Genomic DNA, 25,502 nt, shown 5'->3' with positions numbered 1-25,502 from the left:
ATCACCCTTTTTTAGATGTTCTCTTTATTCTTGAAGCCGCAAGTAATATAAACACTACCGTTATTATAACAAGTGCAACTGCGTTTATTATCCACATAGGTACAGAGGTTGTTATCGGATTATAAGCTGATCCCCAGTAATTGCTGTAATCAAGTATATCGTTCATAAAGCTGTTGCCGGTCTGGCTGCAAACGATACTGATAAGACCTATTGCCGGATTGATTGCAAGCATAAGTATTCTGACCGATGCAGGAAGTGCCATCTGATAATATGAGCCATAAGCCTGACAGGCAATGGCATATACGATAAGTGTCACGCCGACAAGCACGCCCATGATTATATATGTGAACACCATTGATATAACCGTTTTTCTGAACACTGTCGAGAAAAATATGGCTATTGCACCGAAGGCACAGCAGACAAGAAGCATATACACCGTAACTGCGATTATATAAAGCATATTTGTTCCGCCGAAATACATAATCAATGCAAATATAGGCATTGTCGCAAAAACCATAAGTGCTATAACCGAAAGACCGGAAAGGAATTTTCCCACGATAATCGACATCGGCTTCATCTTTGTTACAAGAAGAAGATCAAGCGTCTGTCTTTCTCTTTCGCCGCTTATACTGCTGGCTGTAAATGACGGAGTAACCAGAAGCACCAGTCCGAGCTGTACAACCGTAAGAATTATATAAACCGTAAGCATTTCGCTCGGATCAAAGCTTGGATTATAGGAGTTATACATTAACTGCCATATAGAAATTCCGGCAATTGCCGTTATTATAAGCACATATGCGGCAACAGCATAAAATATTTTCCAATTTCTTAACGAGGTCTTTGCCTCTCTTCTGAGTACGGGATTTATCATTTCTCATCACCTCCGGTCACAGTCATGAATATTTCTTCAAGGTTTCCTTCCGCCTCACCGAAGGAGAACACAGGAATGCCGTTCATTATTATGTTTCTGAGAATCGAAGTAAGGTCATTATCGTTTCCGTTGAAAACGAACTCGATATTATCGGCATTTTCGGTAATCTCTCCGACCTTTGTCTGTTCCTTAAGAAGTCTTATGAGTGTATCCTTTGCGGAGCTTGTCTTTACCCTTACGATTCTGTTTTTATGTATCTTGTTCATAATCTCGTTTACAGTTCCCTGTGTAACGAGCTGGCCATGGTCGATAATGCCTATCTCCGAGCACATCTCCGCAAGCTCCGGAAGAATATGCGAGCTGACGATTATTGTCTTGCCCATTTCTTTAAGCTGTTTGAGAACCTCTTTCATTTCCACTCTTGCTCTCGGATCGAGTCCCGACGCAGGCTCATCGAGTATGATAAGGTTGGGATCATGTATAAGGCTTCTTGCAAGGCAGAGTCTTTGCTTCATACCTCTCGAAAGCGAATCGACATAAGCGTCCTTTTTATCCGAAAGGTCAACAATCTCCAGAAGCGAATCTATGAGCGTAGGTCTGTCGGCATAGGGAATATAGTATGTTCCGGCATAGAAATCCATATATTCCGTTACCTTAAGGTCGTCATATACACCGAAGAAGTCCGGCATATATCCTATCTTTTCCCTTATCTTCTGCGGATTTTTCAATACGTCCTCGCCGTTTATATATATACTTCCGGAGTCCGCACTGAGAAGTCCTGCCATTATTTTCATTGTGGTTGTTTTTCCCGCACCGTTGGGGCCGACAAAGCCGAATATTGAATTATCGGTAATATTCATCGACAGCGAATTGAGTGCTGTAAATTTACCAAAGCTTTTTTTAAGTTCAAGTATTTCCGGCATTATTTGTTACCTCCCTTCAGGCTGAGTTTCGGAAATGTTATATAAGTATCGCTGTATACGTCCGAATAAAGTCTTAACTTGCCGTCCTCTGAAACATAAACACCTACGTTATTCTTAATGTCGGCTGTCTTAAGGCTTTCATATCTTCCCGTTACATTATTATAGATTAACGGTTCGTTTCTGAAGCCGTCGTAATTATCCCATGTTATGCCGATTTCCCTAATGCTGTTGCACTGGCCTAAATCATATATACATTCGATTGTATCACTTGTCATTGTGTATATCTCGAAGTTATAAATATCCATGCTTGATGTATCGTTTATGTTTCCGAGATATATTTCCGTAGGAACAAGATAGCCTTCGGGAATGTCATAGTTTGTTGACTTTGAAATATCGACCGGAACAGATTTTTTATAAAGATTTTCCCAGTTTTCGTTTACCTCTTTGCCGTTTATTGTTCTTGCTCCGTCGAGAAGGCTGTTTTCGGTATAAGCATATAAGTTTACTTCAAATTCAAGGTTATTGTCGTTCCAGATGTCGCCTGTGTAGTTCAAAAGCTCGAAACGCTGTTCAAGCTTATAAGCCTCATCTGCCGAAACACCGTTTCTGAATACCATTGAAGCCTGCTGCTGGTTTTCGTTAAGACCGTAGAAAATCTGACTTATCATCTGGTATCTGTTGTCTGTCCATTTCTGTATTTCTTCGGTGGAAAGCGGTATGCTTACGTCAACGCTGTCGCCTGCCGCAACAAAGCCTGCTCTTGCATACTGACCGCCAAAGCTGACAACAAGGTCAACTATATCATTTTCGGAATTGTTTGTTACCGTTCCGACAATATTTGTTCCCTCTATTGTAAAATCGCCTTTTATGTCATCAGCAGACATTGTGTTTTTCACCGTTGAATAGAATATATTTGACTGCCAAGATGAACAATCGTAATATGTTACCGCCGTTTCAGTGTCATTTGTCGATACCGTATATTCGCAATAATCACTGTTATTCGAAGATGAATTATAATTGTAATAATAATAATTGTCGTCCGATGTAATATTTACGTTGCTTCCGACTCCTATTTTTACATCGCCTTTATCGGGTGTTCTTATTCCGACCGAAATATTTGTTTCATGGTTCAATGCGTCCAAATCGGTATAGCTCATTATGCTTATTAGTGCGTCCTTTTGATAGCTAACAGAACTCATAACGAATATGATAACAGCAAAAGCAACCGATGCCGCCGGAATAACTATCCAGCCCTTTTCTCTCTTATCCGCTTTTTTTAGAACAAGATAGCACACAGGGCCTATAACTGCCGCATAAACAAGAAGTATAACGATAAGAACCGTAAAGCTGCTCTTTTCTATCGAAGGAAGTCTGTTTATTGAATTTACATTATTAGGAGAGTAAACATAATCTCTGTCTGCCATGAATTTCTGCGGATAAATATCTCTGTAATATGAAGTAAGATAATTGTTTGCTCCGCTGTTTGCAAACGGTGCCGAACCGAGATCGAATGTATGCACAACAACCAATCCTGCACCTTCATTTTTTATGTATGCGGTTACGGTTCCGTTCTCAATTCCGCTTTCTTCTCCGTCAGCAACGGTTATATCTGCAACGTCTGCAGTTCCGCCGAATATATTTGCCGTTGAATAGCCGTTTAATGTTATTCCGAGCTTGTCGCCGATATTCTTAAGAGTTTTATCGGCATTAAGGCCTGTGCCGATTGCGAGCATACCGCCGTTTTCAACCCAGCCGAAAAGTGCCTCAAGCTGTTTTTCATTCAAGGACTCCATATGGAAATCATCAACGATGATTGCACTGAAGTTTTCGAGCAACTCAGAGCTTTCGGGCATATTGTCGGCATTCAGAAAGCTTACATAGTTTGTCGAATATCCTCTGCCTGAGTTTGTATAAATATCCTCACCTACTTTGAGGTTTGAAAGATAATCAAGATTTTTTGACTTTGTATCGGTAAGCACACCCGTCATAACCTGTTCGGGAAGTATAGGTATTACAGTAGGATTTTCCGAAAGCACCTCTGTACCGTTTTCGTCAAATATTTTTACATTCATATATGTAGCCTGTGCTGCTGGAAATACCGTAAATTTATATTCGCCTGCACCGCCTGCGTTTATATCAATTTCCTGTTCATATTCAACGTATCTCGCACTGTTGTACTGGCCGGAAAGCATTGAATATGCCTTAACAACAGCCTTGCCCTTGAATTCGTTCTGTGACTTATTGTATATCATTACTTTAACCGGCGTCTGTCTGTTAATCATATATACATTGTCATAGCCGATTTTAATGTCTGCCTCAAGCATTTCCGAGCTTAAAGCCTTGTCTTCGTCCTCAACCGGTGTTGTTTCGACTCCCTGTCCGGCTTCTGCTGTGCCGTCAACAGCAACCTCGGTAGATGTCGTCATATATGCTGCACCGAAAGCAACGCTTCCTGCCAGCGGAACAATTATGCTCAATACCATTGCCGCAACTAATATTATGGCTATTAGCTTTGCCGCCGGTCTTCCCTTCTTTTTCTCAGTTTTCATTACTGCACCTCCCGCAAATTTTTTTATAATTTCTTCATAAAACAATGATGATACCTTTATATGTAAATATTATACTTTCATTACATTTGTAAAGCCATTAATTAATTCTTACAATTTTGTACTGATTATTAAGAATTTAATCCTTATATGTCGCTTATCATTCACTTAAATAATTAAAGTTCCACATATTATTTGTTCACTGCTTATAAATCCATATAAATTTTAAACAACAGACCATAATAAAAGAACTGCAATATGATATAAGTAATACCAAAATGCAGTTCTTTAACTATACATTATTGCAAAGACCTAAGGGCTTTGCCCTTAAACCCACGAACCTTTAAAAAGGTTCGACCTAAACTTTATAAAAATCATTTTAGCAAATGATTTTTTGGATAATATTGTTTTTAAATTCTGTATCAACCTAAACAGCCGATATTTTCAAAATTGCGTTAAAACCGAGCAGTATTCCTGCGAAGGTTAGCAATTTTCAGTAACTTTAGCGTGTCCGGAAAGGAGAGAGCGCGAGAGAGGAAAGTCGGACTTCGCAATTCTAAGAGATTCCTCTCTCGCAAAGACAGCCTTGCGACTTGTAAAGCCGCAAAATGATTTTGTAAAATTGCCGATTGGCAGAAATGTATACCTTTACTTTATTTCAATAAATTTAGCCGCCATTTTCTTTCCGTAGGATTTTCGCATTGTATCCATATATTCATCATGTGTTATCGGCTCATCAAAGGCAAGCAATGCCAGCTTTACTCCGTCGGGATTGATATGTGCCAATCCGGTTTCCTTAAGTCCGTTTCTCAGATAAAAGCCTTTTCTTGAAAGACGCTGTGCATTATTTGGTGCATTTTCCTCCGGAACCTCAATCTCAAGCTCCATTCTTTTTCCCTTATATCTTTCTCTGAATGCCTTAAGCACCTCTGTGCCTATGCCCTTTCCTCTGTATTTTTCGTCAACCGCAAAATAATCCAGAAGGACTATATCGTCATTAAGCATATTTATAATAAGTCCTCTGAACTTTCCGTCCTCCATTATGGAAAGCACTTCCGTACAGCCGCCAAGCTGTTTTTCTATCTTTACCCATTGCTTTCTTTCCGCAACCGGAAATGCCGTTTTGTACAATCTTCGTATTCTTGAAATCTGTTTTTTATTTGCTTCCTTTATCTCTATCATTTTCATTTTCCTCCAAAGTCTTTATTCCTATTTCCTCAAGGAACGGCGATAATCTTACATATTCTCCGTTTTCCTGTCCCGTATAGGACGAGAAAATCAGTCTGTCCCTTGCTCGTGTCGAGGCAACATAGAAAAGCCTTCTCTCCTCCTCTGTTTCACCTCGCAGTTTTGCCGAGCCGTTTGGAACAATCATATCCACAAGCGACGGCACAAACACCGTTCCGAACTCCAGTCCCTTTGCCGAGTGCATTGTCGTAAGCGTTACAGCATCGGCATTTCTTGCTTTAACGGCTTTTCCTGTTATATTCCGTTTATATTCGTCCAGCTTTCTGCCGAAAAGCCTTGTGTCCGATACCTCTCTGCCGACCGAAAGCACCTCTGCCGCTATCTGTCTTAAAAAAGCCACAGAGCATTTTTTGAATGCTGCATAGTCCTCAAGATACATTTCATAATCGCATTCATCATAAATATATTTTATACGTTCAAAGCCCTGCTTTTTTCTTGCAAGCTGAACCGTTTCATAAAGTATCCGCATATTTTTTTCGGCAAGTCCGGTTAAATCATCTGCATTTATTACATTATAAAACACCGAGCCGCTCAAGGTATCCGCTTTCATAAGCAGACGCTTGCTTACCATTCTTCCCGGCTTATTCACTATGCGGAAAAATGCATCATTGTCATCGGTATTATCAACAAAATCAACATAGGCACGTATATCCTTCGCTATCCAGTGGTCATATACATTGTAGGTATTGTCACGCAGATAATAAGGTATGTTTCTCAATATAAGCCTGTGTGCAAAGGCATTCGACGAAAGATTATTCCTGTATATAACCGCCATATCTCCATATGGAACGCCTTCCTCATTATGGAGCTTTTCTATCATATCGGCTATTCCGTCTGCCTCATCGGACGGAGAGCAGTTCAACATAAATTTAACCGATCCTTTTCCTCTGCCTGTTCCCTTTATGTCCTTCTCAAACCGATTTTTATTATTTGAAATAAGCCGTCCGCCAAGACGGATAATATTTTCGGCAGAGCGGTAATTGGTGTCCAGAAGTATGGTCTTTCCGCCCTTATCTTTATAGTATTTTTCAAAATCCAGCATAAACTGCGGTGACGCTCCTCTGAAGCCATATATGCTCTGATCATCATCACCGACGGCAAATATATTGTTTTTCGGCTCTGCCATAAGCTTTATACATTCATACTGCGCCTTATTTATATCCTGAAATTCATCTATCAGTATGTAATCATATTTTTTCTGCTGTGTCGAAAGATATTCGCTGTCCTCGGTCAGCAGCTCATATGCCATTGCGGTCATATCGTCAAAGTCGATTAGCTCATTACGTCTTTTATGTTCCTCATAAACCTTATAAACCGCAAGAAATTCCTGCAATTTCATATCTCTCGGCTTAAAGCTCTTGAGGTTATCAAGATTATTTTTCAAAAGCGACAAGTTCATAAGAAACACATCGCCCATTTCCTCTATATCCTCGCAATCGGCACAGTATTCCTCAACCGTTTTGCGTATGAAAGCCTTTTTTCTGCCTTCGTCAATTACGGATTCAAGCGTTATGCCTCTTTTTTCCCTTAGCATACGAAAAAACAGTGCATGGAATGTGGAAAAATGCACACCACGAATATTGGGACATATTTTTTTGAAACGTGTTTCCATCTCCACAGCCGCTGCTTTTGTAAATGTTATGGTCAGTATTTTTTCCGGCGGCACACCGTAAAGCCTAAGCAATGCGTATATTCTGTTTATTATGACAGTCGTTTTTCCGCTTCCCGGCCCGGCAAGCACAAGCATAGGCCCGTCCTTATGTCTTACGGCTGTTCTCTGGTTTAAATTCAGCTTTCCCTTTTCCTGCATTGTATATGTCCTCCGTTTAAACTTGATTATAGCATACAAAGCGAACTTATGGCAAACCGCATATAAGTTTAATCATTTAAAGCATTAAAATAATCCTTGCATTTTTATATGGATTGTATTAAAATTTTACTAATGACAGAACAATTTTACAAAAGGAGTGTTTTAAATGATTTCAGATCAGATGCTTAAACTGGTAAACGGCAGCTCTGCTATCCGTGCCATGTTTGAAGAAGGAAAAAAACTTGCCGCTATATACGGTGCGGAAAACGTATACGACTATTCTCTCGGAAACCCGTCCGTTGAGCCTCCGCTTGAGGTTAAAAAGGCTATTTACCATATTCTCGAAACAGAGGAGCCAAACCTTATTCACGGTTATCCCAACAACTCCGGTTTTGAGGACGTAAGACAAGCCGTTGCGGAGCATTTAAACAAAAAATTCGGCACAGCCTTCTCTTTTGAGAACATCGTTATGACAAACGGTGCGGCTGCGGCTCTCAACATTATTTTCAAATGTATACTTAATCCCGGTGATGAAATCATTACATTTGCACCCTTCTTTACAGAATACAGAAACTATGCGGCAAACTACAACGCAACACTTACGGTTGTTCCTGCAAATCTTGAAACCTTCGAGGTTAATTTCGATGAATTTGAAAAGCTTATTACTCCAAGAACAAGAGGTGTTCTTATAAACACACCAAACAATCCTTCCGGCGTTGTATATTCCGAGGAAACAATAAAGAAAATTGCCGCAGTAATGGAGAAAAAACAGGCTGAATTCGGCACAGATATTTATCTTATCTCTGACGAGCCTTACAGAGAGCTTGTTTATGAAAACATTGAAGTTCCCTATGTTTCAAAATACTATAAAAACACATTTGTTGCATATTCATTCTCAAAATCGCTTTCTCTTCCCGGCGAGCGTATCGGCTATCTTGTTGCCAACTCGGAAATGGCTGATTTCGAAAAAATGATGTACGCATTAAATGTTGCCAACCGAGTATGTGGCTTTGTAAACGCAAACTCGCTTTTCCAGAGAGTTGTGCCCTACTGCCTTGACTGCAAGGTAGACATTGAGATTTACAACCGCAACAGAATCGATCTTTACAACAAGCTTACAGAGCTTGGCTTCAAGTGCGTTAAGCCCGTCGGAGCCTTCTATATGTTCCCCGAAACACCTATCGAGGACGACGTAGCCTTCTGTAATGCCGCTAAGGAATTTAATCTTCTTCTTGTTCCCGGCAGCGGCTTCGGCTGTAAAGGCCATATGAGATTGAGCTATTGCGTATCACATGACACAATAATCAATTCTTTCCCTGCTTTCGAAAAGCTCGCGGCTAAATTTATTAAGTAAAAAATTTAAAAAAACTATTACATCAAAACAGAGAATGTGCTAAAATAATCGAAAAGCAATAAATATCTGGTATTATTGGAAACGCACATTCTCTGTATCTATAACGAATGATAACGAACAACACTTATATTTGGTGTTGTTTTTTTATTTAATTTTACGAGGAGGATTTTCAAAATGCCAAAAACTAAATTTCAAAACTTTATTTTCACTGTTATCATGCTGATATGTATGGTTTATGCCATGGTATGCTACAATATAGCGATTGACATGGGCGGTATGAAAAATGAGATATTCATATTTGCTCTCAGTGAACTGCCTGTCATGTGTACAATCGGATTTATTTTCGAATACTTCATTGTTGGAAATGCAGTTGCAAAAATCACATTTTCAACACTTGATCCTGTTAAAACACAGCCTATATTTATTACAATAATGATTTCGGCTCTTACGGTCGTATTCATGTGTCCTATAATGAGCTTTTTTGCAAGCATTCTTTTCAGCTTTGACGGAATGGAAAATGTAGTTGCAAACTGGCTTACTATTACAATACGTAATTTTCCCATGGCCTTGTGCTGGCAGTTATTCGTTGCCGGACCGGTTGTAAGGTTTATATTCAGAAAGCTTTTCAGCAGACAGCTTGCAGTCGAAAATGCCTGAAATGAGTTAAGACCTTTGGGCTTTGCCCCAAACCCCACAAGCCTTTAATAAAAGGCTTGATCTAAACTTTAATAAAAATCAGATGTATTAATTTAAACCTACTAAATTTGCAAAAACCTCGAAAGCTCAATTAAGAATTTTCGAGGTTTTGTTGTCTTTGTCTTAATAATTCCACTAACCTATTTCGTAAAAATAGGTTAATAAAATTTCTGTCCACTCTTTTTAAAGAGTGGTTGGGATTGGGGCAACGCCCCATGAGGTTTTATTTTTCCGTACTTTCGGCTTTTCTCGTTGCCTCAATATGGTCGATTATTTCCTCTCTTGCGAGTGCAAGGTGGCGTCTGTTTATTTCGTCTGCCTCTTCCCATTTACCGGCAAATATATTTTCGACCATTGTTTTATGCTCGATTATCGAATTATCGAATCTCTTCTGCGTTGTGAGCGAATATATTCTGAACTGCTGTGTCTGGGAATATATTCTTTTGTATATATCCATAACAAGGCTGTTGCCGCTCATTTTTATTATATACTGATGAAGCTCTGTATCGTATTCGATATACTGGTTAAGGTCATTCTTATCATAGCATTCGCTGAGGTTATCGATAAGCTCTCTGAGCACCTTAATATCATTGCTTGTAATAAGCTTAACGGAATTTTTTATTGCATAGCTTTCCAGCATAATACGCACATCATAAATTTCCTCAATATCCTTTGACGTAAATTCCTTTACGAACACGCCCTTATTGGGATAATCAATGGCAAGACCTTCATCGACAAGCTGCTTAAGCGCCTCTCTTACGGGACTTCTGCTGACGTCCATCTTTGCCGCAAGCTCCTTCTCCTGAAGCCAGTATCCCGGCGGATAGTGTCCGTTACATATTTCATCCTTTATTATTTTATATATCTGGTGTTTCATAGTCATTATAGGACGTTTTACAGCTGCCATAACAATTTATCCTTTCAAAAAAAATTCATTATGTATTAAATATACATACTGTTATTATAGGCTTATTTTAGATAAAAGTCAAAATTTATTTCTAAGGCTTACAAATAAGTTGCAAAATCACAGCTCATAATGAACTAATAGTTTACTCAGACTTGAGAATAATCAGTACTTGTTGCTACCTTAAATTGACTTTAAAAATTGCCATCGTATAACTGTTACAGACTACCACTTTAAGTTATCTTTACTTTTGTCTTATTTATCTCTTGCTATCCGGAACAGGTTTATGTATTCTTTTAGCTATATTTGATCCTTCAGCAGTCCTCTTTAAGTTTACTTTTTATGAATTTCTTTGTCATCTTTTCATCCTTTATGAATGTACATATAATATTGTCTATACCATAATTCTCTGTTTTTATATTTATATTTTAATTCGCATATCAATCGAATACCATTAGTGTACTCTTACTTTTGAGTGCCCTGCAAATTATAATACGATTAACCCTAATCAATTTTGTTTAGAGATTATTTTTTATCGTGTTTACTTTTCTTTTGAATCTTTGATTTATCCGTATTATCTTGCCTACATGAGCCAATGTTATTAATTTGTTATCTGTATTAATAACACTTGCTCCTCAACTGTGATAATAGCAATATATTCCAATTCAGATTAACGGCGGTTTTCTTATAAACCGCTTCGTACAATTCCATGTTCATTCCTCCATTTCCTGATTGATAAGTTCTGTCAGATTTTTTGTATATGTCCGTGAAAGATCAATTAGCTGTCGTTGTTCTTCCGGAGAAAACATGGACATAGCTTTATCTTCTGCCCAGGTAATATGGCGGACGATTTTTTCACAGTAGATTTTTCCTTCTTCCGTTATTTTCACTAATTTCTCACGTTTATTGTCTTTTCGTGTCTCGACTGTCACATAAGACTCACTTAAAAGATTTCGTATAATCAGATTGACGGTTTGCTTAGATTGAAATGTGCGTTGACATATTTCAGCCTGCATCATGCCGCCTTTGTGATAGAAGTCATCACAATATAGGACATTAAACACAAGCAGCGTTTTCATCAGCATACCGCGACGTTTGGCGTATTCATCATACAATGCAAATTGCTCATCTCGAAATTTGCAATACAAGTAAGCATTTTTTTAGTTTTTTGTTATGTCAAACTCTTCTGCATATCCTTCCGGCAAAAAGTCAAAAAATTGACTATTATAAATATAAAAAATTCACACTAATCTTTCAAAAGTAATTGTTATTAGATATTAAAATAGCAAAGATTTTCTTTGGTTCAACTAATTATAAATTAACCGATATTATTGTAAAGTAAAGAGCAAGCCATTTTCTGACTTGCTCCCAATCATGTTATTTTACTGATAAATTATCTCTTATCTAAAATCTTTCTCTCACTCACCTGTATATGCCTACCCAGTCATTCTTCGGAAACGATGTTATTACAGCATTTACCGTTTGCTCTGGAAGAAAGCAATCTTCTGCCGGTTCATTTATCCAGATAGTCCGGCTTTTCGCCATATCAAAATAAAAAACCTTGAAATACAGGCTGTTTTTGCTCATATCTCAAGGTTTCATTTTTTATTGATTGCCAAATATTTTTATCCGTTTCGGGATAATAATATTTGTCCTCTAAAGTATATTATTCCCACTCTTAAAACTTAGTGTAAATCCCTGTGTTTTGCGGTCTATATACTTACATTTGGGGGTGTGGACAATCTCTACATTCCATCATTTCTTTACAGTCCACCAGTATAATTGCGTCAAAAATTGCGTCAGCTTGCGTCAAAATATGTTGCTGCAAATTAAGCGGAAACTATACTCTCTTCCTCTTGCCAGAGGATATTTTCGTCAAGTTTGGAACAGGATTAAAGGACATTGGACTTTTAGCCAACTCAGCGTTTTTCTTATCAATCAGTGCTATTGCCATCTCTCGGCTAAAGCCTATTTGAAATGCTTTCCTGCACACTTCGTCAAATACACGCCCCTCACTGTTGAATGTGTAACCATTATAGATGAGCAGCCGTGACATCGATGGATAGGGCAAAGCAAGGGCAAACCCTAAATTGATGAAAAACTTTTTGTCGAACTCTTTTTGAGATGTTCGCTCACCGTGGAACTCATGGTATGTAGTCGAAGACACTCCGCAGGCATCCAACGCAGCATTATAATTGCTTTTCTTCTTGTTTGCAACTGCTGTGATTCTGTAAGTATCATTCTTTTCACATTCAGCCATGAACTCTTGGTAAGTCATTGCACTGAATTTCTTGCCATCCTTTTCAGCCCGAATTTTAATATCAATATTGCAAAATGCTTGTTCCGAAACCACCTCATGCAACAGCGTTTTATAGCAGCTCTTATTTTGCGGCTTAAACACTTCTAAAATGTTTTGATAATCCAACGATACGCTATGCTCAATTGTTTCAAGTGCTTCTGGCTTCCACAATATAACATCATTTGAATGGATGTTGCCGTATGTGTCAAACGGGATAGTTTCTATTGAATTTCTTTCTTTGCCGAACCTAACTTTTAGATTAACACGGTTTTTATAGGTGGCGAAAAGCCGAGCCATTCCAAACTTTTTTGACGCATACACCTTTTTGTTCTGCTCATAGTGGTATTCCCAATCTTCACAGAACGCATCAAGAGCAGCAAAAAAGTCTTCCTCATTAGAATAATTATCTCTTATAACTATAGAGCGACATAGTGAAAGCCATTCTGAAAGCTGCAAGAAGTCCATTTTAGATATGTCTTGTTCAAATGGACTCATATAGCTCATTTTCTCATCTCCTCATTGCGGGATTTATTATAATTTGAGCCTTTCTTTTAACTCAAGCCTCTTTAAGTAAGCGGATACATTTTTATCGCATTTTAACTTATCAGATAAATATTCTGATATATCAATATTATTATCAATCATAAGAGAAAGTGCAAATTCCGCATTGTCTTTCAATTCATCACCTACATACAGGTACATTCCAGGATTATTCTGAATGCACATAGTTGCCATTAAAGCGTCGTTTCTTAAACAGTCTGGGAGGTATTTGAGTAAATCCTTATGGTGCATATGAGTTGGATTTTCAGTAATATTTTCAAATAATTGCATGAGAAATTCGCACAATTCATCTGAACTTTCATTCCACAACAAGCTATAACAGCAATAATCTTTCTTTTCTGCCAACTCAAGCAACTTTGGGTCATTCAAAAAACTGCTTTCAATTTTGTTCAAAACATAAAAGAAATTGTCGCCATCTAATTCTTTCAATATGCTCCATACAAAAGCACTATCTTTGAGAAGTCGCTCGGATATAAAATCAACGGCATATCCAGAATTTTTTAGAGCAATTGTCACATACTCATCGTTATCCCTTATGCAGGCTGGCATTTCATCTAGTATCTGACCGTTGAAACTCAAGACCATTTTGATAATTTCATCATCCATTTTTAGACGGTCAGATAAAATGGAATAGTTTCCTTTGCACAAATCAAATTTTCTATTAGAAATAGCATTTCTAATAGCCAAAAGCGCAATCTCTCTATCATCAGCATACTCTGGTTCGAGAACGCAAACATGATAAGAAATCAAGCAATCCTTGATAAAATCTCTATCATTCACTAAAGAACTTCTATACGGAGCAAGCGATTTATCATCAACAAACGCTGCGGGATTGTTGCGATAAGCACATTTTATTATCTCAGCATCATTTTTCAGAGAATCATCTATATAATGATAATTATGTGCTGATGTTAAAACAGCAGCTAAAGCAACATCTCTGTCTGCACTGTACTTTTTTGCAGCATAATAGAAAAAGCCTGCTATGAAGTGCTTAGAAATAAAAATTGCGTTATTTTTATTCTTTATCAGGTCTGGGCATCTATATCTGTAGGTATCAGATAAATCACGATAAATTATATATGGAGTTTCGGTTTCAATGACCATTCCATCAGACATTTCTTTATAAACTCGATTTGGAATAAACGGCTCTACCTCAAAAGTGTTTTCGAGTGCAGTAAGAAACAGTTGAGCTGGTGCATATTTTGCAGGAACATATGCAGCTACCATACCATCTGTCGCAACAAGTTTTTCTAAAAAGGTAAAATCGCCCAGCAATTCGCTATCTGCATACTTTATTGCTTTCGGATTCATCGCAACAGCTTCTTTGATAAACTGTTTTTTCTTCAAAGAATCCGAGGGAGCCATCTTTAATATCGCTGGCTTTTTTGCGACTTGAGAAAGAATCTCCTTTTCTTTTTTAGTCAATGCCATAATACCTACCTCCAACTATATCTATTTACAGCCTTTCCATATCTTTTGCAAATTCGTTCATACGGACATCTGTGTTAAAGAAATGGAAACCCCAGATTTTGTACTTGTTGTCATCTACAAAGATTTTTGTTGTGACTGCCTTGTCCTCGATTTCAAGCAAGAAGTCCTCTTTCCACTTGTCATCAGCAATGAGGTGTGTTCCTTTTGGTTCAATGAACACTTGCAGCTGCTCATAGCCCGCATCGTTCTGTTTGTGTAGAAATAACAGATAGTCTGGCTCAAAGCGTTCACCACCATCAAATGAATAGATGTGCAGCTGGCGTTCATTTCTGACAAGAAACACTTTATCGTACTTCTCTTTCAAGTGGGGTATAAAAGACTTGAAATAAGCGACAAATGCCTTTTCTTCGCTTGTTCCGAAGTTGTCTTCAAAGGCAAACCAATCTTCCTTTGACAAGTCAATTTTCCACCCATTCGGAACAGATGCATCGTTCTGAGAATAACCTAAACCGCCGTCATGCACGATGGTATAGTTGCACTTTTTGTCTTTGAACATTTCGCTGATGCGTGTAGGCTTAAATTCTGTCGTGCCGACATAGGTTATTTCAATATCAGAAACAGACTCAGCGACTTTTCCCAGAACATTTACACAAGCAGAGAAAAGAATGGACGGCGTAGGCGTTTCGTACTTTGATGTGATTTCAATCTTAATCGCCCCCAGATAGTTCGGACTAGTTATAAACTCTCTGGTAGACTTCAAATTAGGGAAATAGCTTTTCAGAGTATTAAACTTGAACACGCTGTATTTGCAAAGTGCCTTATGGACGATTGCGTAATTCATATCGGCAATTGTCTGAATGTCCGTCCGATAGGTGTATGTTGCAACAGTCTTTTCCGTCAGCGCATTACCCGCTCCGAAAATGGTATCTTCGCCAGAGCTGCCCGTTGAGAGCTTAACAGCATAGATGTGTTCTCGGACAGACGGAAGCAGTCCGTCAACATCATTTCTGCTTTTTTCAACTCGGTCATTCGTGAAGACAAGCCCCTCACGGTACAACGAATCTGCCTTAAAAGTGTCTTTCAAAACATAGGTACGAACCGTCTGATTCTCAATGTCAACGCCGATTTCACGCAGCGCATTATTAAGTTCACCGATATAACGGCTGTCATTCTGACAATGATAATAAAGTTCCTCGCAGATACGCAGCGGATTGTCAATATCAGTATCGTACTTTCGCTTGTATTTTTCCTGCTCATCGTCAATCTGGAACGGACAATAGCGTGCGCCACGACCGATTAGCTGTGCTTCTGAAATTGTCGCAGGAGATATTCTTTTACCGCTTGACTGTCGTGTTTCATATAAGCGGACAATATCAAACAGATTGAGAACATCCCAACCCTCATCCAACTTCTTGACCTCAAAAACGGCACGATATGGATTTGTTGCATCTTCCAGAGAGTTTAGCGCAATCTGTCTTGCCGCCGCTTCCTTGTCATCGTTGGCAGAAATACAATGCTCTGCGGAAAAATCATCCCGCAATTCCTGCGCCAACTGCTCAAAACTGATACCGTTCTTCTCAAAATAAGTGTATGCTTCACCCAGCGTTTCATTGTCCGTCAGTTCGGAAACACGACGCAGCTCATCACCCGTCAGATTTTTCACGGTGTCAATAAGATCTTCCATGAACGCATTGCTGTCCGCAATTTTTGCTGCTTTGAACAGCACAACAGGCTTTACAGACAGGCGATTGTCTTGAAACACTTTTAAACGGTACTGACTCAGCATTATCGCTTGAATCGCCCGTTCCATAACTGACACATCGGAGCGCAGAGTCTTGATTTCTTTGGAGTAGCCATCTGCTCTGAATTTTGAAAGTGGATAGTCATATACGATTTTGCTTTCGTATTCAGCCCGAATCTGCGGATTGTGAATATCGCAGGTAGCCGTAAACTCAAGCAGCACATTATCCTTGTTCATTTCAAAGATACGGCGCACTGTATATTCCCAACTCTTATAATTGTCCTGTTCGTCCTTGTTCTTGGCAAGTGCCTTTGTGTCAACATTCAGATGGTGCGCTTCATCCGAGATAAAAACGACCTTTTTATTTGCGAAATCGTCATCGGACAGGGCGTTTTCCTTTGCAGTCCACATATCTGAATGAAGCCCTTGCGTTGTCGTAAAGCAGATATTGATTGCATCATCGTCCGAATACTGGAAGTTGCTCACTTCCTTAATCTGGATACGCTCACCGTTCAAGCGGATTTCATCGGCAAACAGATATTTGCTTGAAAGAGCGTTCAAGAAATTTTCTCTCGTCTTGTTGACGATATTTGACAGGTTTACAAAGAACAAGAAGTTGCGATACCCCTTTTTGTAAAGGTACAGCATCAATCCAGCCATTATCATCGTCTTGCCAGAACCAGTTGCCATGTGGAACAGCGTTTGCGTCGGTTTGCAGCACATTTTTTCATTTTCAAAGTAAGTGATGAAGTTTTCAAATGCACCTATCTGATACGGGCGCAGCTCGAAACGCTGATTCACATTCTCCTGTATGTACGGCGGAATCTCGGTGTAACTGCCGAAATCCCGCAGTGTGTCAAGCTGTTCGTAAAGGAACGGCATCTCGGTTACACCTCCCCGTAGAAACTCTTTGTAAACGCCTTGTCTTCTTCCGAAATAGCAAAAGTTTCATCTTCCATGTCGCAATAGTTCACATACAGCTGGTTCTTGTCAAGCATTTCCATGAGGAAACGCTTCTTATCGGAAAGCGACAGTTCCGTAAAGGCAACATCATCCAAATCAATATCTTTCGGATTGACCTTGCAGCTGATGAAGCCCGTTTTCAGCATATCCTGCCAGATGGTAACAATCTCGGCATCGGTGGACGCCGCTTGAATATCGTCTACATACTTTTGGTTCAGTTTGGCAAGCTCACAGTAAACAAAAGAGCCAATGGAGTTTTTCTTGATTACCGCTTTCAATCTGGGTACAGAAACGGTATTTATATAGTCCATTTGCTCAACAAGGATAAATTTTCTGCTGCCATTATCCCGTTTGTTCAAATCCATAACTGCTTGACCAGTTGTACCGCTGCCACCAAAAAAGTCCAAAATAATTGAGTCTTCATCGGTTGCAACTTGCAAAGAATCAATTACTAACTCGACGGATTTGGGATAGGAAAAATCGTTGTAAGAAACTAAGTCTTTTAATTCGTTTGTTCCTGTTGTTCCAGAATACTCAGGTCTATTCCACAGAGTCTTAGGTCTATCTCCTTTAATTCGGATTTTAGTATAGAGCTTATATTCGCCTTTGACTTGTTTTACAACCATTTCCGTTTTCCATTCTTCTTCTATCTTTTTTTTGCCCCATCGCCATCTTCGCTCAATGCCATCCGAATCGATAGGATAAATAGCCACAAAACCATCTTTTTGTTTAGTCGAAATTTCTTCAGTCTGTGGATTATAAAACACAGGATAAAAGAGATTCGGTCGTTCTTCACGAAGCGAACCGTTACCTGTTCTTTGAAGTCCAACTATTTTGTACTTACTAATTTCATCTTCAAACGGGTAGCTATCTGAGTTGTCAAACTGATAGTCTTTGATGACAGCGTTTTCTGCATTTTTTGCATACACCAATTTATTCTCGTGTGCGACAGAGAAAAATTCGCTATAACGCCCCTTTAAGTTATGAACAACAGCCAACACACCAAGTCGGTTTTCATATCCGAATATCTCGTCTGCCAGCGCCCCTAAATAAAACAATTCATAGTGGTCTATATCTATATAAATAATTCCATCATCACTTAGCAACTTTTTGGCAAGCTCCAAACGGTTTTTCATAAATGTGAGCCATGTGGAATGATTAAAGGTATTATTGTACGCAAAAGTGTTTGCGTCACTTCTTGTATTGTATGGAGGGTCAATATAGATACACTTAATTTTCCCCTCATACCGTTTTAGTAAAGACGCAAGTGCGAGTATATTGTTGCCTTTTATGAAAATATTGTCATTTTCTGTTATCTCCGTAATCCGTTCCGCTGCGTCAGCTGTGTGCCGCGTTGCATTTACTAACACTTTCGGATAAAGAAGCCTGTCAACTTCATCGGGCGCAAGCGTTTCATTATAGAAAATCTCGCTGCGCTTCTGGTCTTCTTTGGTTTGCCCGCCCTCAAGAACGCAATCCTTGTACGGAAAAACAAGCTCAACATCGTTCGATGTGGAAATGTAGTCGCCATTCCCGTTCACCAAACCGATTTTATTTTTATAGCGTGTATAAGAATCGGGGAGGAATTGACGGTTATTGATGACCCATCCGAATCCGACCTTATCAAAAACAGAAATACCCTCAACATCCGTGAAGAAGCGTTCTCTTGTAACTTCGTTATTATAGAGAAGCTTTAGCAAGGCACTATCCATCTTCATGGCAGCTTCATAGACAGCGTTGCGGAGCAGTTCACCCTCTGCCGAAAAGAACCTTTCATCCTGTTTCAGTACACCGATAACGGTATCAAAAAAATTAGCCATCGTTACGCCCCTCCACCGTTTTATCTTCGTCAACATACTCGATAATATCACCGTATGAAATACCGAATGTTGCACAGATTTTATTAAGGATAGTCATAGAAACTTCTTCGCCCTTGTTGATTTTTGTCCATGTATTCGGTGAAATGCCGCACTTCTGGCGGCACTGTGCCTTTGTAATATCATGCTCAAGACAATATCGAAAAAGCGGTTTATAGCTAACCATTGGCGACCTCCTTATGAATACAATACACCATATTAAAATTATAACACAAGACTCGCTAAACTTCAACAGTTTTTCGCAAAAAGTTACGAAGTTTTCACAATCAAAAAGCCGAATTGATACCCACTCGGTCAATTCGGCTTTTTCATTTAGAGTACAGATAAGAAAATAGTTTTCGGAAAACGGTTTGTCTGGGTCTCGCTACATACCCACTCCCCAATTTGCCGAATCCAGCAAATTCAGTCGGGGCAAGCAGCCCGAAAAATGCTGTCGCACCGAATTTTTGCAAGCAAAAACTCTTTTTTCGCACTGTATTCCGCTCGACCCAGACGGCTACGCCGTTTGGGAATGGTAAAAACATTTTTTCATTCGTAGAATATAAAAAATGTTTTTTCAAAGGAGGTACGCCTATGCGAAAAGCCTACTATGTTCGTCTTTCGCAGGTCAAAGACGAACAAGCCTATTCGCTTTTGCTCAACTGCCGACATTGTACTCATGACCAACTCCGTGAGTACATAAGCGAGAACCGAGTAAAAAGTTATATGAAAGCAAAATTGATTGAAAAAATCCCTACGCAGCAAGGAACGGTCTACCGACTGACCGAAAAGGGCTATCGTGAGTTTGATAAAAGCATCATTCACGACCATTACCGCTACCACAGTAATTCAATCGAACACGATATTGCGCTTGCGGACAAGTACATTCAAACTATGCGAGATGACCCGTACTGCCGCTGGCGGAACGAGGAAGATTTGAAGCACGACCGCAAGGAACAGATAGAAGATTTGCGGGAACAAGGACGCTACGAGGATGCCTTACGCCTTGCCTGTTCCTCTGTTCCCGATTGCGTCATAACAACGACTTTTGGCTTGTCATACGGCTTTGATATTGTAACTGACAATTATACTGCCGCCGACATTCAAGAAAAAATAGACTACTGCGAAGAAATGCAGATTGATTTTAGAAGCTAAAGGATTTGATGCTATGGATTTTGATAAGCTAAAGCAAAAATATGAAAATAAGTTGGAAGCACTTGCGGCGTTTCCAGTCTGGACAGTCGAGCAGATTAAAGAAATTTTGAATCTGGACTTCAACACGATTCAGCGATTCGTAACCGCTGGCTGGCTCTGTAAATTCACCGTGAGCCGCTGCACCTTTTATTCGACCGAGAAAAAGCAGTATAACAACCAGACAATCATAAAATCCGTAATGTCGATTGACGCACATTACTATGTTACTTTTAATTGCTACGCCGATATTTTGCGTTTGGACAGCACTCTCGATGATAAATCGCTGATAGCCCGCAATGTCAAAAAAATCGGCTGGTTAGACAATGAACGCCAATTTCACCTATACCATGCGTTGATGATTTACCCTATGAGCGCAAAGGATTTTGCAAAGGTGGAAAAGCTACTCATCGACATACATAACAACAATCCATCAGACTACATATTTGTTGCAATCCTTATTCACGATACGGATGCAGCAGCATTAGCAGAGTTTCTGGAAAATAGCGAGAAACTGCTCTTATACCGAATGTGTAATTATATCTGCTATAAAGTGATTCCGTTGCAAAGGAGCTGCTATAAGTATCTGCGGACTTGATACTTTTTGGGTTATATTCTTCGTTTTTCTACAATAAAATCTAATATTTAACAAATCAAAAACAATAAAAGTGGCAGATGATATAGAAAGGTTGGAAAAACGATGATTCTAACGGATAGCGAAAGACAGTTTTTAGAAGAAATCTATGCTGACCCCGAATTTCAAAAGGCTGAATTTGAAAGCTGGGTGTGCCACATGGAAGAAGATATTGCTGCTGGTCTGCTTTCGCTGTAAAAAAGCAATATCTTTATGACTTGAATCTTTGAGGTTCAAGTCTTTTTTGTCGCATACTGTTATATTTTGCCTTTTGACACAATAGAATATATTAAGTATCCCTCCGTAAAGGAGGTAGCGAAAAATCAGAATAATAACAGGGCAGGAACAATCACTGTTGTTCGACACCGTTTTTGAATAATTGAACGGCAAGGATAATATATTCAAGTATAATTTAATAATAGGTTTTCTGTTGTCTAGTTTCCATCCAAAAAACTAGAGAGGTAGGCTCTAACTATAAAAACGCCTCGGAGAGATACGGGTATCTGTACGCAATACTCCTCCCCGTCAAGCAGACTTCCAGAGATTGCAGACTGCTATAACAAAGAATCTCGGTGGTAGAAATCTCATAGACACATCACCGTAAACTGATGAACAGAGATAACCTCTAATTGTAGACTGGGTGATTGCAGTATAAAAACAATCGTTGAATTGTGCTAATGCTTATGAGGACTTTGTTTGAGATTATTGAAGCAGAAAATGAATACATACACATTCCCGTTTACGATTTAGGGGGCAAACTGGGCTGCCGTGTTTGTGCTGAAAAGCGTGGGTATGATAAGCAAGCAGCATTTTTGCTACGAGCTTATACTATGCGTACTGTCTAAACTAATTTAAGATACTCCTGTTTGAAATAGCAGGCTCTAGGGGGGAGCATCGAAAAAATATCGCATTGTGCGATACGCCGAACGATTGACAGCCAGCCGATTCCCACATAAAAGATAAGCCCTGTCGGTAAGCCGTTGCTCCTAAATTAAGTAAAAGACATAGTTTTTCCTCGCCGTAGGAATAACTATGTCTTTCGTTCCTTGTAGGGTTTATATAACAGTAGCTACAAAAAATCAAAAGTAGTTGAAACGAATACTTTGGTTAAAAAATTTCGCTTATTTTGAGCTTGCTTTCTGGCAGGCTCATTTTTTTAACGCTTTTGGCTTGCTACGCAAGCGGTATCAAATCAAACATTGATTTTGGTTATAGCGTCGGGCTTCTGCACTTCCTTATAAAACATGCAAAGTAGTGCAGACCAAAATTATATACGCATTTTGTTTTCCGTAAAATATAGCATCAAACAGTGTATAAGATACGCTAAAAATCAAGTAAATACGAATGTTAAGAAGCAGAAAGGTAGGAAAACAAAATGGCAAACAAAGTCTATGAGCTTGTGACAGAGCAAATCATTCATCAGTTGGAAACAGCCATCCAACAAGGGAGTCCCGCACCATGGTGTAAACCGTGGAACTGCAATACCGTTCCGATAAATCACATTTCTGGAAAGCAGTACAACGGAATCAATCTGTTACTACTTCCAGATTGTGACGAATATCTCACATGGGCGCAGTTGTGTGATTTGCAGAAACACAGACCAGAGTTAAAGCTCAAAAAAGGCAGCAAATCACACATGGTAGTTTATTTTTCTTTCAAAGAGTCCGAAAAAGATACAGTCACCACAGATGGGCAACTTGAAAAGGAACGGGTACAGATTCCGTTTCTGCGATATTACCGAGTATTCAGCATCGGAGATGTCGAGGGCGGTTTGCAACCGAAACGGAAGGTTTCTCATTACGAACATGACCCTATCGAAGAAGCGGACAAGGTTTGTAATGACTATATCAACCGTGAGGGAATAACGCTTCACTTTGCCGACGCTGACAGAGCTTTCTACAACCCATCGTGCGATACAGTGCAAGTGCCGCCGTCTACAAGTTACAGCAATCTGGCAGAATATTATTCTACCCTATTTCATGAGCTGACCCACAGCACAGGGCATCCAAACAGGCTTAACCGCATTAAAAGCACTTCGTTCTTTGGAAATACCGAGTATTCAAAAGAAGAACTTGTTGCTGAAGTCGGCGCAAACATGATTATGTCGGCGTTAGGTATTGAAAATAATGCTGCACAGAAAAACAGCATTGCATATTTACAAGGCTGGCTACAAGCACTCAAAAACGATATGACCATGATTGTTTCGGCTTGCAGCAAAGCGCAGAAAGCCGCTGGCTACATCTTAGAGCACAACGAAGAACGCAGCGCAAAAAGTTTATCATCACAAATCTCGCCGTCTGGACGGACAGGAACGATTGTCTGAGGAAATTTGATATTTTATCCTAAAAGTGTGAGAACCGCAAGCGGTATTACACAAAATCAAAATTTAGGAGGTCAAATGTTATGACTAAGACATATACAGATAATCAAGAAATGTTCATCCGAGCCGACGAGGTGCGTTACACTATGGGCGTTTCTAGAGCTTATGCGTATAAAGTAATCAAGCAGCTTAACGATGAACTAGAAAGCAAAGGCTATATGGTCGTAAACGGGCGCACCAGTAGGAAATATTTTAACGAAAGATTTTATGGAAAGGTGTTGTCAGCATGAGTGATTACAAGAGTAGAGTTATTAAGTATGAAAGCAAAAGTGGCACAAAGTATCGTGTTGACTATGCTTACAAAGCCGCAGACGGCAAATATCACAATTCCTGCAAACGGGGCTTCTCTCTGATGAGAGAAGCTGCCAGTTGGCAAAAGAATATGCTTCCTATACTTATTGCTGATTTAGAGCAAAAAGGAACTTCTAAGAAAAACGCTGATGAGGAAATGCTTTTCAGCGAATTGGTTGATGAGTACATGAAGCGTTCCGTGCTACGCAGAAAAGAAACGACCTGCGGCACAAAGGAAAACATCATCAAGAATCGCATACTCCCGTTCTTTTCAGACAAAAAAGTATTTGATATTACTGTCAAAGACATTGAGAACTGGCAGGACAAATTGCTGCAAGGCACAACAAAAAGCGGAAAACAGTATTCTCAGACTTATATCAGAACAATACGCAGTCAGTTTACAGCCATCATGAATTATGCTGTTCGGCTGCATGGGCTTCCCTTTAATCCGCTAGATAAAGCAGAAATGGTTGGATGCAAGGAAGCTGAACCACGGGCATATTGGACACTTGACGAGTTTATACAGTTTAGAAATGTGGTTGCAGATAAACCAGAATACTATTACGCATTTGAGGTCTTGTATTGGACAGGTATGCGGATGGGTGAAATGCTGGCTTTGCGATTGGGCGATATTGATTTCGATAATCTGACTATCAAAGTGGACGAAACCTATACCCGTCTTAAAAAGAAAGACTTGATTACCTCGCCAAAGACGAAAGATAGCAAGCGCATCATTCACATTCCAAAAACTCTTGCCGATGAACTCCGTGAATATGTAGGCGGAATTTACGGTTTGGAGAAAGAAAGCCGTATTTTTAATGTCAGCAAATACGGCTTGCACCGAGAAATTGACCGAGCCGTTAAATCGTGCGGTTTACCAGATATTTGCGTGCATGGGTTAAGGCATAGTTGTGCTTCGTTTTTGCAGTCAGAAGAACTCAAAATTCCAGAAGTCGTTGTTTCTGCAATCTTAGGGCATTCAAATACGAAGTCGATGACGGGGCGTTATTCACACGCATATGAGAAAGATTTGATTGCCGTTGCAGAACGGCTCAATAAAATCATGGAGGACATAGATAATGTCAGCGAAGAATCTTGATAAAAAGAACAGATGGCGCAGTGTTACGGTTGCTTTCAGAGTTTCACCAGAAGAAGCATACCGCCTTAACATGGTGGCAAAAACTTCTGGACTTACGAAGCAGGATTACATTTTGAATCAACTGCTCAAAGAAGAAGTCATTGTTCATCCGAATTGCAGAGTGCAAAAAATCCTCAGTCAATATCTTACAGAACTGACCGAGGAACTAAAGCGAATACAGCGAATTGAACAGGATGATGACATTTTGGAAAATATAATTTACCTTGTCGAGTTGATAGCTCACATGGGAATATCTTGATTGGAGGTCAATAAATGATGTACAGATTTGAAGATGAAAAATATTGTGTGTGGAAGTTACCACAAGATGAGCGTTACTGCTATAACTGCTCGCTTTGCAACTTTGGTTTGGACTGCCGCAACAATCCGATTCATTACTCAGACACCGAGGATGATGAAGAATAAAGGAAATGCTCTGACGATTGGTTTCGTCAGAGCATTTTTGCATTGTGCGCTTAAGCATGAAGCAACCACCAGCTATGCTGGTGGAATAAGATACTTATAGAAATAGACCTCCTTTGATATAACGGAAGAGGTTCCCCAACCGTCTTCATAAATCAAAGGAGGTTTTGTCATGAATGACATTAAAAGTTTATCACATTCAAAATGGAGATGTAAATATCATATTGTATTTGCACCCAAATACA

General features: G+C 39.4%; 23 protein-coding genes. 10 read left to right on the top strand and 13 right to left on the bottom strand.

The genetic code is table 11. The features are described from left to right. Window position 1 precedes the first annotated feature (1 nt). The 5 genes from KQI66_RS10180 to KQI66_RS10160 all read right to left on the bottom strand — a co-directional run bounded on the left by KQI66_RS10180 (window position 2) and on the right by KQI66_RS10160 (window position 7,398). A complete protein-coding gene (locus KQI66_RS10180) occupies window positions 2-871 on the bottom strand; it encodes an ABC transporter permease (protein WP_216429221.1) in 870 nt (289 codons plus the stop codon). Then, entirely contained in the window at window positions 868-1,794 is a 927-nt protein-coding gene (locus KQI66_RS10175) for an ABC transporter ATP-binding protein (RefSeq protein WP_216429220.1), read from the bottom strand. Before KQI66_RS10175 ends, KQI66_RS10180 begins: the two co-directional genes overlap by 4 nt. After that, window positions 1,794-4,343, bottom strand: a complete 2,550-nt coding sequence (locus tag KQI66_RS10170) for a hypothetical protein (RefSeq protein WP_216429218.1) — start codon at window positions 4,341-4,343, stop codon at window positions 1,794-1,796. Before KQI66_RS10170 ends, KQI66_RS10175 begins: the two co-directional genes overlap by 1 nt. Window positions 4,344-4,988: 645 nt before the next feature. Then, entirely contained in the window at window positions 4,989-5,522 is a 534-nt protein-coding gene (locus KQI66_RS10165; protein ID WP_216429216.1) for a GNAT family N-acetyltransferase, read from the bottom strand. Next, on the bottom strand, window positions 5,497-7,398 hold the full coding sequence (locus tag KQI66_RS10160; protein ID WP_216429214.1) for an ATP-dependent helicase: 1,902 nt from the start codon (window positions 7,396-7,398) through the stop codon (window positions 5,497-5,499). Before KQI66_RS10160 ends, KQI66_RS10165 begins: the two co-directional genes overlap by 26 nt. Window positions 7,399-7,564: 166 nt before the next feature. Here KQI66_RS10160 and KQI66_RS10155 point away from each other — a divergent pair, with 166 nt between their 5' ends. Then, window positions 7,565-8,752, top strand: a complete 1,188-nt coding sequence (locus KQI66_RS10155) for a pyridoxal phosphate-dependent aminotransferase (protein ID WP_216429212.1) — start codon at window positions 7,565-7,567, stop codon at window positions 8,750-8,752. A 174-nt stretch (window positions 8,753-8,926) separates the two neighbouring features. Beyond that, a complete protein-coding gene (locus KQI66_RS10150; protein WP_216429210.1) occupies window positions 8,927-9,409 on the top strand; it encodes a DUF2798 domain-containing protein in 483 nt (160 codons plus the stop codon). Between the two features lie 262 nt (window positions 9,410-9,671). Here KQI66_RS10150 and KQI66_RS10145 read toward each other — a convergent pair whose 3' ends face one another. The 8 genes from KQI66_RS10145 to KQI66_RS10115 form a co-directional block, all read right to left on the bottom strand. Next, the gene (locus KQI66_RS10145; RefSeq protein ID WP_216429208.1) at window positions 9,672-10,355 is read right to left on the bottom strand and encodes a GntR family transcriptional regulator; all 684 of its coding nucleotides are present in this window, start codon (window positions 10,353-10,355) and stop codon (window positions 9,672-9,674) included. A 710-nt stretch (window positions 10,356-11,065) separates the two neighbouring features. Then, the gene (locus KQI66_RS10140; RefSeq protein ID WP_216429206.1) at window positions 11,066-11,467 is read right to left on the bottom strand and encodes a MarR family winged helix-turn-helix transcriptional regulator; all 402 of its coding nucleotides are present in this window, start codon (window positions 11,465-11,467) and stop codon (window positions 11,066-11,068) included. A gap of 307 nt (window positions 11,468-11,774) precedes the next feature. Beyond that, the gene (locus tag KQI66_RS11420) at window positions 11,775-11,897 is read right to left on the bottom strand and encodes a hypothetical protein (RefSeq protein WP_256441588.1); all 123 of its coding nucleotides are present in this window, start codon (window positions 11,895-11,897) and stop codon (window positions 11,775-11,777) included. Between the two features lie 295 nt (window positions 11,898-12,192). Continuing rightward, a complete protein-coding gene (locus KQI66_RS10135) occupies window positions 12,193-13,155 on the bottom strand; it encodes a hypothetical protein (RefSeq protein ID WP_216429204.1) in 963 nt (320 codons plus the stop codon). Between the two features lie 27 nt (window positions 13,156-13,182). Continuing rightward, window positions 13,183-14,643: a DUF4116 domain-containing protein gene (locus KQI66_RS10130; protein WP_216429202.1), complete on the bottom strand. Its 1,461-nt coding sequence runs from the start codon at window positions 14,641-14,643 to the stop codon at window positions 13,183-13,185. Between the two features lie 25 nt (window positions 14,644-14,668). Then, window positions 14,669-17,266 carry a DEAD/DEAH box helicase family protein gene (locus KQI66_RS10125; RefSeq protein ID WP_216429201.1) on the bottom strand — a complete coding sequence of 866 codons (2,598 nt, stop codon included), beginning with the start codon at window positions 17,264-17,266 and terminating at the stop codon, window positions 14,669-14,671. A 5-nt stretch (window positions 17,267-17,271) separates the two neighbouring features. Beyond that, entirely contained in the window at window positions 17,272-19,167 is a 1,896-nt protein-coding gene (locus KQI66_RS10120; RefSeq protein ID WP_216429199.1) for a DNA methyltransferase, read from the bottom strand. Then, entirely contained in the window at window positions 19,160-19,390 is a 231-nt protein-coding gene (locus KQI66_RS10115) for a helix-turn-helix domain-containing protein (protein ID WP_216429196.1), read from the bottom strand. Before KQI66_RS10115 ends, KQI66_RS10120 begins: the two co-directional genes overlap by 8 nt. A 407-nt stretch (window positions 19,391-19,797) precedes the next feature. Here KQI66_RS10115 and KQI66_RS10110 point away from each other — a divergent pair, with 407 nt between their 5' ends. The 8 genes from KQI66_RS10110 (at window position 19,798) to KQI66_RS10080 (ending at window position 25,260) form a co-directional block, all read left to right on the top strand. Then, window positions 19,798-20,358 carry a hypothetical protein gene (locus tag KQI66_RS10110; RefSeq protein ID WP_216429195.1) on the top strand — a complete coding sequence of 187 codons (561 nt, stop codon included), beginning with the start codon at window positions 19,798-19,800 and terminating at the stop codon, window positions 20,356-20,358. Continuing rightward, window positions 20,342-20,992: a hypothetical protein gene (locus KQI66_RS10105; RefSeq protein ID WP_216429193.1), complete on the top strand. Its 651-nt coding sequence runs from the start codon at window positions 20,342-20,344 to the stop codon at window positions 20,990-20,992. Before KQI66_RS10110 ends, KQI66_RS10105 begins: the two co-directional genes overlap by 17 nt. A 102-nt stretch (window positions 20,993-21,094) precedes the next feature. Next, the gene (locus tag KQI66_RS11415) at window positions 21,095-21,226 is read left to right on the top strand and encodes a hypothetical protein (protein WP_256441587.1); all 132 of its coding nucleotides are present in this window, start codon (window positions 21,095-21,097) and stop codon (window positions 21,224-21,226) included. Window positions 21,227-22,403: 1,177 nt separating this feature from the next. Next, the gene (locus tag KQI66_RS10100) at window positions 22,404-23,351 is read left to right on the top strand and encodes an ArdC family protein (protein WP_216429191.1); all 948 of its coding nucleotides are present in this window, start codon (window positions 22,404-22,406) and stop codon (window positions 23,349-23,351) included. Between the two features lie 80 nt (window positions 23,352-23,431). Then, window positions 23,432-23,638 carry an ICEBs1 excisionase gene (locus KQI66_RS10095; RefSeq protein ID WP_216429189.1) on the top strand — a complete coding sequence of 69 codons (207 nt, stop codon included), beginning with the start codon at window positions 23,432-23,434 and terminating at the stop codon, window positions 23,636-23,638. Beyond that, a complete protein-coding gene (locus KQI66_RS10090; protein ID WP_216429187.1) occupies window positions 23,635-24,798 on the top strand; it encodes a tyrosine-type recombinase/integrase in 1,164 nt (387 codons plus the stop codon). The genes KQI66_RS10095 and KQI66_RS10090 overlap by 4 nt, the downstream gene beginning before the upstream one ends. After that, window positions 24,779-25,096 (top strand): plasmid mobilization protein, encoded by a 318-nt coding sequence (locus KQI66_RS10085; protein WP_216429186.1) that lies wholly within the window; start codon window positions 24,779-24,781, stop codon window positions 25,094-25,096. Before KQI66_RS10090 ends, KQI66_RS10085 begins: the two co-directional genes overlap by 20 nt. A gap of 14 nt (window positions 25,097-25,110) precedes the next feature. After that, window positions 25,111-25,260, top strand: a complete 150-nt coding sequence (locus KQI66_RS10080; protein ID WP_216429184.1) for a hypothetical protein — start codon at window positions 25,111-25,113, stop codon at window positions 25,258-25,260. The last annotated feature ends 242 nt before the right edge of the window (window positions 25,261-25,502 follow it).

The sequence above is a fragment of the Anaerotignum sp. MSJ-24 genome, assembly GCF_018918145.1.
Taxonomy (GTDB): domain Bacteria; phylum Bacillota; class Clostridia; order Lachnospirales; family Anaerotignaceae; genus Metalachnospira.
This window is presented reverse-complemented; position numbering and strand designations above follow the sequence as displayed.

What these genes read in the sequence shown, in the direction of transcription:
- KQI66_RS10175 (WP_216429220.1), bottom strand. Translation starts at nt 1,794, where the DNA reads ATGCCGGAAATACTTGAACTTAAAAAAAGCTTTGGTAAATTTACAGCA.
- KQI66_RS11420 (WP_256441588.1), bottom strand. Translation starts at nt 11,897, where the DNA reads ATGGCGAAAAGCCGGACTATCTGGATAAATGAACCGGCAGAAGATTGC.
- KQI66_RS10120 (WP_216429199.1), bottom strand. Translation starts at nt 19,167, where the DNA reads ATGGCTAATTTTTTTGATACCGTTATCGGTGTACTGAAACAGGATGAA.
- KQI66_RS10155 (WP_216429212.1), top strand. Translation starts at nt 7,565, where the DNA reads ATGATTTCAGATCAGATGCTTAAACTGGTAAACGGCAGCTCTGCTATC.
- KQI66_RS10090 (WP_216429187.1), top strand. Translation starts at nt 23,635, where the DNA reads ATGAGTGATTACAAGAGTAGAGTTATTAAGTATGAAAGCAAAAGTGGC.
- KQI66_RS10115 (WP_216429196.1), bottom strand. Translation starts at nt 19,390, where the DNA reads ATGGTTAGCTATAAACCGCTTTTTCGATATTGTCTTGAGCATGATATT.
- KQI66_RS10095 (WP_216429189.1), top strand. Translation starts at nt 23,432, where the DNA reads ATGACTAAGACATATACAGATAATCAAGAAATGTTCATCCGAGCCGAC.
- KQI66_RS10125 (WP_216429201.1), bottom strand. Translation starts at nt 17,266, where the DNA reads ATGCCGTTCCTTTACGAACAGCTTGACACACTGCGGGATTTCGGCAGT.
- KQI66_RS10145 (WP_216429208.1), bottom strand. Translation starts at nt 10,355, where the DNA reads ATGGCAGCTGTAAAACGTCCTATAATGACTATGAAACACCAGATATAT.
- KQI66_RS10100 (WP_216429191.1), top strand. Translation starts at nt 22,404, where the DNA reads ATGGCAAACAAAGTCTATGAGCTTGTGACAGAGCAAATCATTCATCAG.
- KQI66_RS10080 (WP_216429184.1), top strand. Translation starts at nt 25,111, where the DNA reads ATGATGTACAGATTTGAAGATGAAAAATATTGTGTGTGGAAGTTACCA.
- KQI66_RS10170 (WP_216429218.1), bottom strand. Translation starts at nt 4,343, where the DNA reads ATGAAAACTGAGAAAAAGAAGGGAAGACCGGCGGCAAAGCTAATAGCC.
- KQI66_RS10130 (WP_216429202.1), bottom strand. Translation starts at nt 14,643, where the DNA reads ATGGCATTGACTAAAAAAGAAAAGGAGATTCTTTCTCAAGTCGCAAAA.
- KQI66_RS10135 (WP_216429204.1), bottom strand. Translation starts at nt 13,155, where the DNA reads ATGAGCTATATGAGTCCATTTGAACAAGACATATCTAAAATGGACTTC.
- KQI66_RS10180 (WP_216429221.1), bottom strand. Translation starts at nt 871, where the DNA reads ATGATAAATCCCGTACTCAGAAGAGAGGCAAAGACCTCGTTAAGAAAT.
- KQI66_RS11415 (WP_256441587.1), top strand. Translation starts at nt 21,095, where the DNA reads ATGATTCTAACGGATAGCGAAAGACAGTTTTTAGAAGAAATCTATGCT.
- KQI66_RS10165 (WP_216429216.1), bottom strand. Translation starts at nt 5,522, where the DNA reads ATGATAGAGATAAAGGAAGCAAATAAAAAACAGATTTCAAGAATACGA.
- KQI66_RS10085 (WP_216429186.1), top strand. Translation starts at nt 24,779, where the DNA reads ATGTCAGCGAAGAATCTTGATAAAAAGAACAGATGGCGCAGTGTTACG.
- KQI66_RS10110 (WP_216429195.1), top strand. Translation starts at nt 19,798, where the DNA reads ATGCGAAAAGCCTACTATGTTCGTCTTTCGCAGGTCAAAGACGAACAA.
- KQI66_RS10150 (WP_216429210.1), top strand. Translation starts at nt 8,927, where the DNA reads ATGCCAAAAACTAAATTTCAAAACTTTATTTTCACTGTTATCATGCTG.
- KQI66_RS10160 (WP_216429214.1), bottom strand. Translation starts at nt 7,398, where the DNA reads ATGCAGGAAAAGGGAAAGCTGAATTTAAACCAGAGAACAGCCGTAAGA.